This window comes from Sphingobacterium lactis (assembly GCF_011046555.1).
In the GTDB taxonomy this organism is placed as follows: Bacteria; Bacteroidota; Bacteroidia; order Sphingobacteriales; family Sphingobacteriaceae; genus Sphingobacterium; species Sphingobacterium lactis.
Window position 1 is genome coordinate 695,163 of record NZ_CP049246.1, and the last position, 14,844, is coordinate 710,006.

Genomic DNA, 14,844 nt, shown 5'->3' on the forward strand with positions numbered 1-14,844 from the left:
CATCACATGAATATCAGAAATAAATTTTTAACCTATTGTTCCGTTGCAGCCTTGGCTTTTTCAATGACCTCCTGCAATAAATTCCTGGATAAGGATCCGCTGGGGCAAACGGCGGAGGACGAGTTCTTCAATTCCGAAACGAATGCCAACGCTGCCGTTCTGGGGGCTTACCGGTCCATGATGAACTCCTTTTCCTTTGGGCAGTCGGTGGTCATCGTACCGGAGTTTTCTGCGGTTCACGTACGCCATGCTGCCGTTTACCCAGAGTATGAATTGATTGCACAACATGCCATCGACGCTACGAATCCGTGGATTGCCAATATGTGGCAAGCCACCTACGCAGCCATCAATGCGGCAAACAACATCATCGATGAGGTCCCGGCAATGGAAGCGACCGCTATATCTGAAGAGAAAAGAAAACAATTCGTTGGGGAAGCGAAGTTTATCCGTGCCCTGAATTACTTCTTCCTTGTTCGCGCCTATGGGCGGGTACCGCTGAAACTTAAGGCCACGAAAGAAGGAGACGACATCGATACACCACAGGCAGAGAAAAAGGCGACCTACGAACAGATCGTTAAAGATCTGACCGAAGCCATTGCTGCTCTTCCGAAAACAAACCCCAATACAGGCGATGCGGCTCGTGGACGGGCTTCCCATTGGTCTGCCAAAGCCCTCTTGGCCAAGGTCTACCTGTACCAAGCGAGTATCACCAATGATTACAAGAAATCGGCCGATTTAGCCAATGAGGTCATTACGGCGGGTGGATTTGGTTTGGTCAGTGATTTCAGTACCATCTGGACTACCCAGAATACGAACGAGGCCATCTTCGAAATCCAATTCGATGACCAGGCGACCAATCCATTGGCATCCGTTGCTAACGACAATGCCAGTGTGCTGTTCTTCGCGAAGGACACCACGGTGTTGGACCTGTATGAAGATGCCGATAAACGCGCAGCTTTTACCATCAAAAAGGGCAGTAAGAATAATTATTTCATGGGCAAGTTCCCGAATTTCTCCCCTGCCAGCCAGAACCTGCCGGTCATCCGCCTGGCAGAGCTCTACCTGATCCATGCCGAGGCCAAAGCCAGAGTGGACGGTTCGGTTACTCAAGCGGCATACAACAGCCTTAAGAAAGTACAGGAAAGAGCTGGTGTTGTCAAACCCATGAGCACCTATACCTCACTGGCGAACTTTATAACAGCAGTTCAGGAAGAGAAAGAAAGAGAGTTGATGTTTGAGGGAGAAACCTGGTTCGATTTTGCACGGACCAAGCTGGCACTCAAGAAATACAAAACATTAACGGATGAAAATGACCTGATCTATCCGATCCCGGCCACCCAGATCGGCCTTGGAGAAGGATTGACCCAGAACCCTGGATATTAAACGCATAATTCGGTAATCAGGAACTTCGGTTCCACTAAAATCCCCAATTCATTTGGGGATTTTTTATTGCTCACCGCTTTCGGTTTAGGTCAGGGATTATTGGTTACACACCTACTTCCTGCAGGAAAGTTTCCAAGTCACTCTCCTTGGGTAACCCAAATTTCTGCTTTAATCTATACTTGAACATCCGTACACTCTGCGCTTCCACATGCAGTACTTGGGCAATCTGCTTGGTAGACATCTGCAAATAGATATATGCACAATACCGTAAATCCAAAGGTGTCAATTTCTGCGTGGCCTTTTCGATCAGCTGCTGAAAGAACGTGGGATGCAATTGTTGGATCTGCCACTTGATATCCTCAAAATCCGCATTCAGCATGGTTTCTTCGCGTAGGAGCTTCTGCACATCACGCGGATCCCCATCCTGTAATTTCGTCTTGATCTGCTTGAGCATATCGTTCTTATGTTCGATAATCAGGGAGTTCGCCAAGGCTTCCTTTTGGAGTTGCTGGTGTTTCAACTCCAGTAAGTCCTGTTCGGCTTTGAGGCGTGCCTGTTCTTCTTTTTCTAATTGCATCTGCATTTCCGCTTGTCGCTGGGCGTCCTCTTTGTCCTTGGCCAGCTTTTTCTCGCGTTCGATGGAATAACGCAATTTAAAATGATAGGAACGGAACATAAAGGCCAAGCCCAAGATCGCCAATATGGCCAAACCACCGTATAAGTAATTCTGGCGCTGTCTTAAAGATGCTGTTTCTGTGAGGAGTTTCAGTTGCTCATCTTTCTTCTCAATTTCATATTGAATATCCAGCTTCTGTGCACTCATGATCATCTGCTGGTTGAAGTTATCGCTCAGGATCTTTTCTGCAGTTTTCTGATAGTTCAAGGCCGATTGCAGGTCGCCCTTTTTCTCGGATAGGCTTACCAATGCTTTATAGACGGTATATTCGAGTTTCAGCAGGCTGTTGTCCCGCCTTCCCTGGACCCTGCTTACGGCTTCGATAAGGTACTGTTCAGCTAATGCCAGGTTGCCCTGCTTCATGGCAAACTCACTGCGGATGCCGTAAATATTGATCCAGCGGCTGAACCGGGCTCTATTGTTCTTTAACTCCACCTCTGCCGCATCCAGGTACCGGTAGGCCTGTACCCGGCGCTCCTCCAAGGGAGCCGTTGAAAATTCCAATAGGTTGTTCGCTAAATTGACACTTACCACAACGAAGGTATTGCTGCTCACCTGTTCCGGATGATCCTGAAAGAGTTTATAGGCTGCTTGCAGGTGCTTGTAATTACTATCCAGATCCGCTTTTTGCTTTTCTTTCCGGTAACGGTTTATGTACACGCTCGCCTGACCCAAATGTACATTCGCGATCAGGTTGGGATCACCGGACTGCACGGCATAGCGCTTGCATAAGTTGATGTACTCCTCCATCTTATCGCTTTCGTTCCAACCACTGTAAACGGCATAGATCAGGTAGTTCAGAAAATACTTCATTCGATCCTCACCCTCAACATGCTCCAGCAGTTTCAATCCCTCCTTGGAATCCTTTATCACCAGGTCTGAAAGGTTCAGGACACTGTTCATATACGCTCTTGCCCGATAGGCCAATGCTTTAGAAACTGGGCTCTGGGTATTCTTGGAAAGTTCCATTACCTCATCGACCAATTGACTACCCAGTTTAAGGCTGTCAATTTCAAAGTACTTGCCGCTTAGGTGACTTTTCAACAGAATAAGGTCATCGGTGGTGTTTGCCGGATTCTTCAGGGCGTTTTCAATCAGTTGAATTGCTTTGTCATCTTGATTCTTTAGATCAAAGCGTTCAATTTCCTTGATCACCTCACGCGTACCCTTCAGCAGATCTTGCGCCATCACCGTATGGCAAACAATAAATAAAACCAGCAGTAATTTTCTCATAGTCGTGGATAAATAAGTAGGATTGGTCTTCCTTAGCTCCTTCTTAAGGTAGTATAATTTAGTTAAACGCAAAAACCTAGCCAAGTCATAATATACGCTTATTTGCTCAAATTTAAAGGTTTGTAGACAACGTGTATATGCCTAAAGAAAATCCGTATATGATTTGTAAGGACTGCCATTTAACTTACTTCTAAAAAATTATCCATCTTTATCTATGGATAATTCTTGCTCAGGTATCCATCGTAAAACCGAGCAATTTGTATTAAATTTTAAACACGGATAAGATGTCAGAACAAAATTCTTTAGTCATTCGGGTGCATATCAGCCCTGAAAAATTGGCGCAAATGCACCAATCTGCACCTCAAGCAATTGTGTTGGACGAAAATATGAAGACCTGGTGGGCAAGCAGGGAAATGTACGGGAAGTCGGATTTAACAAATGTACCAACGTATACTGTCCGAGATAATCGAGAACTCCTAACTGAGTTGGTTCGTGATCGCTATCTTATTGCTCGGGAATACTATGATGAAGAACGGCAGATCTGGACTTTCTTTGCGCTGCAGTTTAGCGAGAATTATTCGGAAATATTGCCGATGATCAGCTGGATTATAGGTTTGGCAGCGTATCTAAACCAAGGAGATACTGGATTTGCGATCATTTACGATTACCAATGGGGCAGCGAAGATGTTATGGCCTATATCAAATTGGAAGACCAAAAAGCCAAGCTCACCAATGCCAAGCATATATCCGCGATACCCCAAGAAGACTATTTACAAGCAAAGGGCATTCTCGATAAATTTATGGACGAAATGCAGGATCAGTAAGTAAAATCAATCCACTAGAAGAACTCATCATGATAGAAATAAAGATTATTTTCCTGATTATCGGCACCTTCTTTATGCGGGAGAATCCATCCTTAATTGCGAAAAAGGCGATCGTTACGGTTGATCCCACACAAAAGACCGTTTCTGTTGATATGTTGGACTTGGTGGCACCCTTGGCTAAAACCGCAGCGAACAAAACCGAGGAATTTGACTTGCTCGAAAAGGGGGCTATTTCTTGGATTCCCGAACTGCAACCTTTTACAGCAAAGACATGCACATTTCAGGAAGACAACGGCATACATGGTGCAAGAATCAGTTTTTCCTATGCGCATCCGGAAGACCTGCAGGTAATGGGAATCCAATTCCATGAATCGAAATTTTGGGTCTTCAAAGATGAACAGACTTCCAAAGTCACGGGAACAGCTATCGAAGAGAAGAACAGCTTGGGATTTGCCGACACGACACCTTTTAGTTTCCAGATTGCATTACCTGCAGATTGGGAAAACAGGGTCCGCGAACAACAGGCTGCGGGTTTGGGACTATGGTCACCGCGTTCGGGTATGATCCGCGGTACGGAATGGCTGGAAACAGACGAGACCTGGACTACCAAAACAAACAGCAAGCTCTTCTTTGCAGAGTTGAAATCGGAATTTACGCACGATGAAAAGGAGGGCGAAGTTTCCTTTTTGGACAATGATATCTTGGTGACATCCCACAATCTATCGGATAAAACAGCAAGTAAAACCCGGTACAGGTATAGTATGGATCATCAGCAAATGCGATTGACCTTAATTCCAATACATGCGGATGGAAAGGAAAATACGGAAGGAAAGACGTTATATTTTGTCTTTGTTCCTAAAACTGAAGGGTAATGGATGAGCGTGGAAACTGACACAACGTTATAATATTGCACACCGAAATGCAAATCATCTACGAATCAACGTTTTACACACATTGCTTCGCAACCATTAACCAATATGAAGAAGAGTAAATGGAGCTTGTAAAGCTTACTTGGACTTAAGGAGGCTGTTCAAGTGACTCAACTTCAAAACTGCTGGGGTCAGACTCAAAACCGCTGCGGAAATAAATACGATTTCCATTAAGTCTTGGTCACCCTTTACGAATGTTTCAATGGTAAACAGCATTAATATGGTAAGTACTATCCCACCAAAAATAATGGCATAAAGGAATTTGCGCTGCAAATTCACTTCTCGAATCGATATTCCTGAAATTCTTGCCTGTTTCATCTTTAACTCGCTAATATTACCGAATAAAACATATTTTAAAAGCATTGTAACAAATTGGCTTTTTTAAAATATGTAGATACTAATTTACAAATGATCATACAAATATTCAAAAAAATAAAAACAATTTGTTGAAACTTTGGTATTCATTTTCGGTAAGCATGCCAGCAATTCACATATTAATTCGTCGAACGAGTTGATTTTGGGCATACAAAAATCCCATGAACAGCGCAATGTTCATGGGATTTTACTTAGGTAAAGTTTGTTTATTCTTAGAATAGGCTAACCTGTACAAAACCGCCGATATTTTTGTCGGTTATTTTTTGTGGGCCGTAAAAGTCAAAGTTTGCTCCTACACCGAATGTCACATCCCCAAGCGTTACCCCTGCCCTGGCCATGATGTAGCTTCTTGCATGGTAATCATTACTTACGTTCTGGGTGTACAACCCCTGTAATCTGGTATACAGTTTCAAATTCTCCTTCAACTGTGGTTTATATTCCGCTAAGGCAAGCACTTCACCATTGGTATCCTTAGTCAGGTCTATTCTTGGATTTGCCACCACAAGCCAAGTTGGGTTCGCATAGGTGTACATGATCCCTGCGGATGGGCGAATTCCCTGGAAAGGGACCCAGATAAATCCGGAACTGATATCCAAACCCTTGATGATTTCAAAGGTTAGGTTTCCTTGCATCATATAATCTTTCATCTCGGAAGATTTCCAATCCGTTTGAAAGTTCATAACGGAGAAAAACCCGAGACGGGGAACACTTTGGAATTTCTTATTGACGATCATTTGGTAGGAAAGTCCACGACTACCAACCAACATTTCCATATTCAATGGTGGGTTCTGAACCCGTAAAGCTGGTCCTTCTTGGCCAAAAGCGGTGCATGTTGTACCTATAGCGAGAAATGCTGCAAATAAATAAGTTAAGAGATTTTTCATGATTGCTTAATTTATCGGCAAAATTAAGGCACAAAACCCCGAAAAATAGGGTAAAATCGGGTATAAATTAGTAAAAATCAATCCTTTTACGGTACACGGCAGGTGACTCGCCTGTATGCTTCTTGAAGAATTTTCCAAAATATCCACTATCATCAAAGCCAAGTTGCAGTGCGATTTCAGCAATGGAGTCATTCGTTTGCAGGAGCAAAACCTTGGCTTCCTGTATTTTGATTTCATATAAAACGTCCGAGGCAGAACGATGAAGATATCGCTTCACGGTTTTATTGAGGTGGTTCGGTGTCACCTGCAAACGCTCGGCATACTCGCCAACATTCCAATCCCGCATATAATGGAGACGGATAAGTTCTTGATAGGCTTCCACGAGTTTGGCTCCCTTTTTCAGGACCGCCGGATTCCGGTCGCGCACGGAATGGTACAGTTCCGCCAACAGTACCTTGAGGTAACTGCCAATCAGCAATTGGTTGAATTCGGCATCATGCGCAGTTCGGTAAAGCTCATAGATAGTCGTGAACAGGGTTTTGACCCTTTCCAGTGCCGCGCCATCGAAATGATTCCACCGTTGATGTTCGGATAGGGCAAGTAATTTCTTCAAATAAATGGAGGATCCCAAGAAGTCATCGCTGAAATGGCAGTAGTATCCTTCGATATCCTCGGACATCAATTCCGTATTGGAGATGGAGGAATTCGGCACCAGAAGGAGATCTCCGGCCTGCAGGTCATACTGCGTGAGACCGATCTGCCTGCGGGATTGTCCTTTCGTCACGAACATGAGATCGGTAACCGTTTTTCGATGAATGGGAAGTGGCAAACGCAACTCCACCTTATCGTCGCGGAATGAATGGATAAAAAAATGCTCCACATCAAACTTGAAGATCTCCTTATCAAAATGATTGTTGATAAAGATGCTCTTAAAGGCCAACGGACGGAAAGTGTTGATTTTCTTCATGTGCTTGCGACAGCCAAATTTACAACGCTTGGTTGGGGTATACAAATTACCTATACTATCTCCATAAAAAATAAAAGACGGGCCCCAGGCCCGCCTTTACCGATTAATTATACTAACAACTAACTAAAACAAACAATTTAAACTCATCATTATTTGCTAGTTACTCTTACTGGCAACTGATCTGTATAGCCAGATCCGCCTTTTATCCATTTTGCTGCTTCCCCAGTAATCCATAGGTAATGGTCGGTAGGCAGGTGGTTTTCAATTCCTATAAATTTCAATCGGTCTCCATTCAAAGGTACTTCATTTGCGCGTGCGCTTTTGAAGATTGCCGTTGCTTCATCGATTTCATCGAACATCGCAATGTAGAGGGATTTGGACCCGGCTTTGATCAGCGTCGCGATTTGTTTCCACATAAAGGTTCCGCCCTCACGTGGGATCTGGTCATAGCGGGTCGGGTCATTGTGCATATTTCCCCAGCTAAAGCCCGGGAATGCCAAAGGCACATAGGTTACATTTTGCTGGGTCGCCCAAGCCAGATCGTCTCGCACTTGATTGGGGTTAAAATCGCCGGAGCTGTAGCGCCCTACTGCCCACGGCATGATGATATCCACCTTCTTAATCAGGTCATGCAAAGCTGTACTGTTTTCCGTATCCTTGTCCAAGGTCCGCCAATAATACGGTACGCCCAACATGATGGACACCTTCTTTTCTCCGGACTTCAGGTTGGTCACCATTTTATCTACATCAGCAATGCTGTATTTTCTTCCGTCGCTAAAGCCAACCCCCCAAAGGGTCATTAACGGCTTGGCGTTATGCCAAAGGTAGGTCGGATTCTGGGCTTTATCATACAGTTTATGTGTTTCCACCAATTCCTTCCAATCGGCTTCCAGGTATTTGAAATCTTCCGGAGCACTTCCGCTGAGGTCATACATAATGGAAATGGCGCGTCCATATTTCTTGGCGGCTTTCAGTGCGCTGGTCAAAACTTTGTTGAAGTGCTGCTTGCCCGAAGGATTGGTTGGCTTTACCTCGCCCAAGAAGCGCTGCATGTGTACACCGTCGATACCGTAATCCTTCATCCATTTGAAGTGGAGGTCGATTGTTTCTTCATCGTAGCTACTGAATACGTAGGCATCTGATCCATCGGGAAACTGAAACGCAGTTTTATACTTCTTGGTATATTCACTCATATCGGGCCAGAAATCGACATTCGTTATACCCGGTTCAAATTTCTGATCGGCACCTCGATAATGGTACCATCCCCGATCCGCACCGTCACCAACGGCATTGAACCAGCCTTGATATCCGGCCATTACCAAGCCTTCATATTTGGGATATAAGAGGCCCGACGTGTCGTAGCCCGTATCGTCCCTTCCCGGCTCCTCTTTTGGTGGTTCTTTCGTTGGCGGCGGTTCGGGACTTGGCGTTCCTCCTTTTGAACATCCCAATAGCAAACCCATTCCCAACAGCATCCCTACAAATTTTAATCTATTCATAGCCTATCATTTTTATGAGGCTGCTTGCGCAGCCTCAGGTTAAACATCATTTTATGGCACTTTTATGGTCACCACTTCCGAGTAGTTGAATTTTTCGAAGGTATCCCGAACTTTCGCCCCCATGCGGAAGAAATAGGTATACCCGGATTTTAAGGGCATACCATTGATGGTATAGGTTTCATTGCCCTTTCCGGTCTGCATATTGCCGATCTCGTCCCAATTCTTATTGATCAGCACGCGGAATTCGTCCTTGTAATAGCCATCGATACGGCTACCTGCTCCACAATAGGGCGTCAAACTTAAGAATGGGCGAACTTCGATGACCTGCGGCAATCCCTGTGTCTGTGGCGCCTCCAAGGTACAGGAAACACTCAGTGTTTTGTCAGCCTTTACTTCCCATTTTACATTGGTGACCTTCAGGTAGGGTTTAACCGTAAAATCCTGCGTTCCGGATCCGTTCAGCACAAAATCTGCTGTTGGATCCACAGGCCAGAAAGCGCCACCATAGGGCTGTAGCGAATAGGTTGCGTTGAAGAGCTTGGTATTCGCGTAGGTACCATCTTGTTTTACCGGCAGGTCCTGCGGAGCAGGATTCTCGCCCCAACTGGTTTCCAGCATCCGGATCACAAATTCACCCGGTCCTGTCAATAGCGGGGCATTGGTGGTCTCATCGATGATGGTTCCCCGCAGGGTCGCATCCGGTGCGTTATAATTATCGATCTTTGCACATGAACTGAACCATAGAAGCGGTGCAGCGGCAAATAATAGAATTAGCTTTTTCATGATTCGTCAATTAATAAATTGGGTTCTGTGGATATAGGTTCGGATTCTTGTTCAGCTCGCCCCCTGGAAGTGGCTCATAATACCATTTCTTCTCAAAGTTGAACGTCTTGTTCCACGGTTCTTTTTCTTTCAGGAAGATGTACGAATTGATGCGCTGCCCTTGGGCATTGTACTTCATTTCATCCAATACCAAGTAAGGCATCAAACAGTTTGGCACAAAATTGTTCAGCTCCACATCGGCGGTCCGCCAGCGGCGCATATCCCACCAATGGTGGTTCTCGAAGCACAATTCCCTATAGCGTTCCTCCCGGATAAACTGAAGATTCTCATCCAATGGATAGCCATATTTATTGATGTTGCCCGCAGCGGCGTTAAACGTTTTCGGCGTCGCGCCTGCACGCTCCCGGATCCGTGCGATATAGGTGAAGGCCTCGGCTTTCAGTGCATCATTGTTCGTGATCAAGCCCAGCTCATACGCAGCTTCAGCCTTGTTCAGGATAATTTCCGCTAAACGGATGGTCTTCCACGGTTGGGTACTGTTGTAAAGACGGACATCCTTACTGGAGATTTTATAATTGATGTACTTGCGCACATAGAAACCCGTTCTGGTGTTGTTGGCATGGCCATCTTTCCACATCCCATGCTCTCCCGTGATATTGATCTTGGTTCCCTTATAATCGTACTGCGCGTTCTTCGGACCGGCAAGGATACGGTTGGCCTGGCTGTTGATCGGCGCATTGGTGGATCCCATCTGCGCATCACTTGCTTTTCCAGGAAAAGTCAAGTAAAGTCCGCGTTGCATATCAAAAGCCATACGTTCCGATCCTTCCCGAAGTTCCATTCCCGAGAAGTACACGATGGCACGCATACGTGGCTCCAAGCCAGCGTATAGGTCTTTCCGGTTGGTGTAGCGGATAGGTTTCCCCTCTGCGTCCGTAATCGGTAAAGCGCCAAAAAGCTCCACCAGATCCAGAACCGGATAGGCGCCGGATTCCACCTCGGCCGCTAAACTTGGGCTCGGGAGAAAGTTCGCATCGTAACTGTGCTTTAACCGCGTTCCATAAGGCGCAGTAATGTCATATTGCTTGATAAAGATATCTTCCGGACTGTCCGCATCCAGAAACAAATCCACATAATTTGCTTCCTTATCATTCGGTTTCTTGTTATATAGGGAGTATGGCCCGTTCATCACGACCGTTGAGGCATCAAATGCTTTTTGGTAGAACCACTCAGCCTCTTCCCTTGCGATTCCTGCAAAGCCTTTGCTCGCTGCTTCCCCGCCTAAATTTGCATAGGAACCGTATTTGGCGATACTGCCGGCATAGAGCATGGCACGGGATAGCAGCGCTGCTGCCACATATTTGTTGGCACGCCCCTTTTCGCTGGTTTCGCTCATATTGTCGATCGCAAACTGCAGGTCTTCCTGAATGAAACGGTACACTTCAGACTCCTTGTTCCGCGGCACCAATAACGATTCTTTATCGGCCGTTGGGTCCTGAACATCCTTTACGATAGGCACTCCGCCGTAGCGCTTTACCAACGAAAAGTAGAAAAACGCACGTAGGAAATGAGCTTCCCCTAGGATGTTGTTGTAACGGTCTTCCGCAAAATTATCCTTATAGGTCGGTAATCCGACGATAAAGGTATTGATGTTCCTGATCCGATCGTATGGCCAATAGCCGAAGCCCTGAGCGCCGACCACGCCCCAGAACTGTCCGGTCATTTCGCCGGACATCGCCGTTAGGGCTTCGTGGTTCTGCCAATAGTTATCCCAACGGAATCCGCGCTCCGGGTGGTATACAAAGTCCTCGATCGGGAGGTGCCCATAGATGGCGGAAACAAATTTCCGGGCGCCGTCCTCATTTCCGAACAGGGCCTTTTCATCCAATACGCCCAAAGGCTCCAGATCCAGTTTCCTGCAGGAAGCGGCGCTCACAAGCAGAAGGACTGATAATATCTTGATGATTGTTGATTTCATAATGTACGAGATTGATGTTAGAATTTAATCGATGCTCCAATGTTGTAGGTTTTGTTCAATGGATATTTATAAGTATCCACCATATGCGAGGAGGATCCTCCCGCGGAACCCGGATGTTCCGGATCGGTATATTTCATACCTGTCCAGGTCATCAGGTTATAGCCACTGGCGTAGATTCGTAAGCTCTTCACCTTTAGAGACTGTAACCACTCCGTCGGGAAGGTGTATCCTATCTCCAGCGTCTTCAAGCGGATATAGGATGCATCCTCGATGGACCGACTTCCTTCTGCCATCGCAGAGCCTGTAGAGGGATAATAACCCGAAACCCACTCCGTATTCGGATTGAACAAATCCGCATTCGGATCTACAGGTCTCCAGCGATCCAGAAACTGCTCCAAAGCGCCACCTTCAAATTGCAATGGTGCAGCTAATACCTCAATATATTGGGCATATACCTTGGAAGCACCTTGGAAATTCATGGCTAAATCCACTCCTTTCCAAGAACCTCCAATACTCAACCCATAATTAATCAACGGCATATTGAACGTGGCAATCGGATGGTCATCAGCACCATTCACGAAGCCATCGCCATTCCAGTCTTTATAGTAGTAGTCTCCCGGCAGGGTTCCGCTGCCCACCTGTGTTGGGTGATTGTAGATCTGCTCGTACGAAGTAAATTGGCTGTCGTATTCCTTGCCCCACCAGATATCCTTGTAACGGTCTGCATAGCGGTTCCGCCATTGATCGTAGGAGTTACCGGCGCGTGATTCGATACGGTCCATAAATTGATTTTTCGTCGTCGATACCTGACCGGACACGAAATAATTAAAAGCATTGATGCGGTTGCGATGCGTTAGGGAAACCTCATAACCAAAGGTCCGGTCGCTTTCCAGGTTTTCCTGTGGCAGGTTGGCCCCAACTGTTCCCGGTACCAGGTCCAGACGTGTCGCCAAGAGACCGTCACGACGGCGGTCGAAATAATCGAAAGTCATGCCGAATTTGCCATTCCATAGATCCACATCCAAACCAAGATTGGCAGTTCTAGACGTATACCAAGTCAGGTTCGGATTAGGAATTGCCGTTGGCAAAGCTCCGCTTACCAGATCCTCCCCGAAGATCCAACCCAAGTTGAATGGATCCAGTGCATAGCCTACAAAAGTTGAAGGATAGTTTCCAGCAGAACGGTCATCCCCGAGCTTACCATAGGACGCACGGATTTTCAGGTTATCGATAAACGTCACGTTATCCTTGATGAAGTTTTCCTCGGAAATACGCCAGCCCACGGAAGCCCCAGGGAAGAAACCCCATCGCTTGTCTTTCGGGAATTTGGATGATCCATCATAACGGAAACTGAACTCCGCCAGGTATTTTCCCTTGAAATCATAGTTGAATTTTCCAACGAGACCACGCGCGGTTCGCTCGCCAACACCTTCCATATCTGCAAGCTGATTTTTGGCCTCCCCGGCAAACAGGTATTCCGAATTCACCTTGATCTCCCGTTGGGCATAGAAACTATCCCATTTGTTGTATTCCTCAACAAATAATAATAGAGCGGATAGGTTATGTTTATCCAGGAAGCTCTTGTTGTAGTTCAGGGAGAATTGCATCAAGGTATGGTAATCCGGATAGGACGTCCTCCGCACGGTGGAAGGTGAGTTCTTCTCATGTGCATTGTACTTCTCCGGAGTGACTACCTCGCCGTTCTGGCCCAATACCGCTGGGGTATGGCTGTAGAGGAAATACGAGCGTTTATAATCCGTATTGTCGGCATATTTAAAGTCATAGTTATAGGTTCCCTTTGCCGTTAGGCCATCCACATACGGAATTTTATATTCCAGGGATAGTATACCATTGAATTGCTTGCGCAAGAACTTCCGATAACCGGTTTGGTCGGCATCCGTAACCACCACTGGGTTCTCGTTGTCGATCATGTCGAAGTTTGGATACAAGGGGTTATCATTGGCATAGATCGGTTTATCCGGTCGCTGACGCCATGCTTGTTTATACACCGCCCAAATATCTGTGCGGGGTTGGTTAGTTTCGTCCGCGTATCCACCGAGATCAACTGAAGCCTTTAACCGATCCGTGATCTTTACGTCCACATTGGACCGGAGGTTATATCGGTTATAATTTAAGCTCTTGCTCTTGTAGGACCCCATTTGATCCATGTATCCTAAGTTGAAGAAATAATTGACCTTTTCGGATCCACCATTCAGGCTCAGGTTATGTTGCTGTTGCGGCGATGTCTTGTCGAATGCCGCATCCAAGTAATTGTATGATTTTTTCGTGCCGTCCAAATAAGCCGCGATGTCCTGCTCGGACCAGGTTGGCGGTAGACGGTTGGGATAATTGTTGTTGAAGTTTCGCCACAATTGTTCATTCTTGAGGGTCATGAAATCCGCAGCACCTACTGTATTCGGCACATAAAGAAACTGTTGGAAACCTTGATTAAAGGAATAACCGATTTCAAAGGCCTCTCCTGATGTTCCCCGTTTTGTTGTGACCAAGAGCACACCATTGGCAGCACGCACACCGTAAACCGCAGCAGATGCATCTTTCAATACGGATACACTTTCAATTTCGGTAGCATCCATCCTGGAGAAATAATCCTTATCCCGTGGAATTCCATCGACCACGATCAAGGGCTCGCCCATACCACGGATGTCGATATTTGATTCAAATGCTCCCGGTTGTCCGGTCTGTTGGGTAATGCGCACGCCGGGAAGTTTTCCCGTCAGCATATTGATGACGTTCTCATTTTTGGTAACCGTCATTTCCTTATTGGTGACCGATGATACGGCTCCTGTCAAAGTCGCCTTTTTCTGCGTGCCGTAACCTACGACAACCACATCTTCCAGCGTGGTATTATCTGTTGGCATTTCCACCACCACGGTGGCTCCATCGCCAACAACAATTTCCTGTCCCTGATACCCGACGTAGGTAATGATCAGGCGATCTCCTGTCGACACAGGAAGGCTGAAATTACCTCGCGCATCGGTCGTGGTGCTCTGTCCACTTTTTGCTACCCGAACGGTCGCTCCAGAAAGCGGTTTGTTATCATCCCCACGTACTGAGCCGGAAATATTCCGCTGCTGTCCAAAGACAGTCCCCGAGGATAGCGCCAATAGTGGAATGAGCGCCCATTGCCAGGATAGGTTTTTTACTCGCTTGCCCCATTTGCCGGTGCAAGAAGTGATACTTCTAAATCCCATAGTGTTAGTTTAAAAATTGGTGATCATAATCAGGGCTAAAGCCCCATGTATAGTTAGTTTTGTACGGTAAATTTCCCTTACCGCATGGGACGGTACTTCCT

Annotated in this window: 11 protein-coding genes; 3 read left to right on the forward strand and 8 right to left on the reverse strand. The window is 46.2% G+C overall.

Annotation, left to right across the window (positions count from 1 at the left end; translation table 11 throughout):
• Window positions 1-6: 6 nt before the first annotated feature.
• On the forward strand, window positions 7-1,383 hold the full coding sequence (locus G6N79_RS03075; RefSeq protein ID WP_234993204.1) for a RagB/SusD family nutrient uptake outer membrane protein: 1,377 nt from the start codon (window positions 7-9) through the stop codon (window positions 1,381-1,383).
• A 103-nt stretch (window positions 1,384-1,486) separates the two neighbouring features.
• Here G6N79_RS03075 and G6N79_RS03080 read toward each other — a convergent pair whose 3' ends face one another.
• Window positions 1,487-3,292 carry a helix-turn-helix transcriptional regulator gene (locus G6N79_RS03080; protein ID WP_146060624.1) on the reverse strand — a complete coding sequence of 602 codons (1,806 nt, stop codon included), beginning with the start codon at window positions 3,290-3,292 and terminating at the stop codon, window positions 1,487-1,489.
• A gap of 284 nt (window positions 3,293-3,576) precedes the next feature.
• On the opposite strand from G6N79_RS03080, the gene G6N79_RS03085 reads away from it, so the two are divergent.
• Together G6N79_RS03085 and G6N79_RS03090 are read left to right on the forward strand one after the other, a co-directional pair.
• The gene (locus G6N79_RS03085) at window positions 3,577-4,116 is read left to right on the forward strand and encodes a hypothetical protein (protein ID WP_103906527.1); all 540 of its coding nucleotides are present in this window, start codon (window positions 3,577-3,579) and stop codon (window positions 4,114-4,116) included.
• Between the two features lie 29 nt (window positions 4,117-4,145).
• Window positions 4,146-4,988: a hypothetical protein gene (locus G6N79_RS03090; RefSeq protein ID WP_146060625.1), complete on the forward strand. Its 843-nt coding sequence runs from the start codon at window positions 4,146-4,148 to the stop codon at window positions 4,986-4,988.
• 135 nt (window positions 4,989-5,123) lie between these two features.
• Here G6N79_RS03090 and G6N79_RS03095 read toward each other — a convergent pair whose 3' ends face one another.
• The 7 genes from G6N79_RS03095 to G6N79_RS03125 all read right to left on the reverse strand — a co-directional run bounded on the left by G6N79_RS03095 (window position 5,124) and on the right by G6N79_RS03125 (window position 14,743).
• The gene (locus G6N79_RS03095; protein ID WP_146060626.1) at window positions 5,124-5,363 is read right to left on the reverse strand and encodes a hypothetical protein; all 240 of its coding nucleotides are present in this window, start codon (window positions 5,361-5,363) and stop codon (window positions 5,124-5,126) included.
• 269 nt (window positions 5,364-5,632) lie between these two features.
• On the reverse strand, window positions 5,633-6,304 hold the full coding sequence (locus G6N79_RS17515) for a hypothetical protein (protein ID WP_200818797.1): 672 nt from the start codon (window positions 6,302-6,304) through the stop codon (window positions 5,633-5,635).
• Between the two features lie 67 nt (window positions 6,305-6,371).
• On the reverse strand, window positions 6,372-7,271 hold the full coding sequence (locus G6N79_RS03105; protein WP_103906530.1) for an AraC family transcriptional regulator: 900 nt from the start codon (window positions 7,269-7,271) through the stop codon (window positions 6,372-6,374).
• A gap of 149 nt (window positions 7,272-7,420) precedes the next feature.
• Window positions 7,421-8,770 (reverse strand): glycoside hydrolase family 99 protein, encoded by a 1,350-nt coding sequence (locus tag G6N79_RS03110; protein WP_103906531.1) that lies wholly within the window; start codon window positions 8,768-8,770, stop codon window positions 7,421-7,423.
• Between the two features lie 51 nt (window positions 8,771-8,821).
• A complete protein-coding gene (locus G6N79_RS03115; RefSeq protein ID WP_103906532.1) occupies window positions 8,822-9,553 on the reverse strand; it encodes a DUF3823 domain-containing protein in 732 nt (243 codons plus the stop codon).
• A gap of 10 nt (window positions 9,554-9,563) precedes the next feature.
• Window positions 9,564-11,531, reverse strand: coding sequence for a RagB/SusD family nutrient uptake outer membrane protein (locus G6N79_RS03120; protein ID WP_103906533.1), 1,968 nt, complete (start codon window positions 11,529-11,531; stop codon window positions 9,564-9,566).
• Window positions 11,532-11,548: 17 nt separating this feature from the next.
• Window positions 11,549-14,743, reverse strand: a complete 3,195-nt coding sequence (locus G6N79_RS03125) for a SusC/RagA family TonB-linked outer membrane protein (protein WP_103906534.1) — start codon at window positions 14,741-14,743, stop codon at window positions 11,549-11,551.
• Window positions 14,744-14,844: the final 101 nt, after the last annotated feature.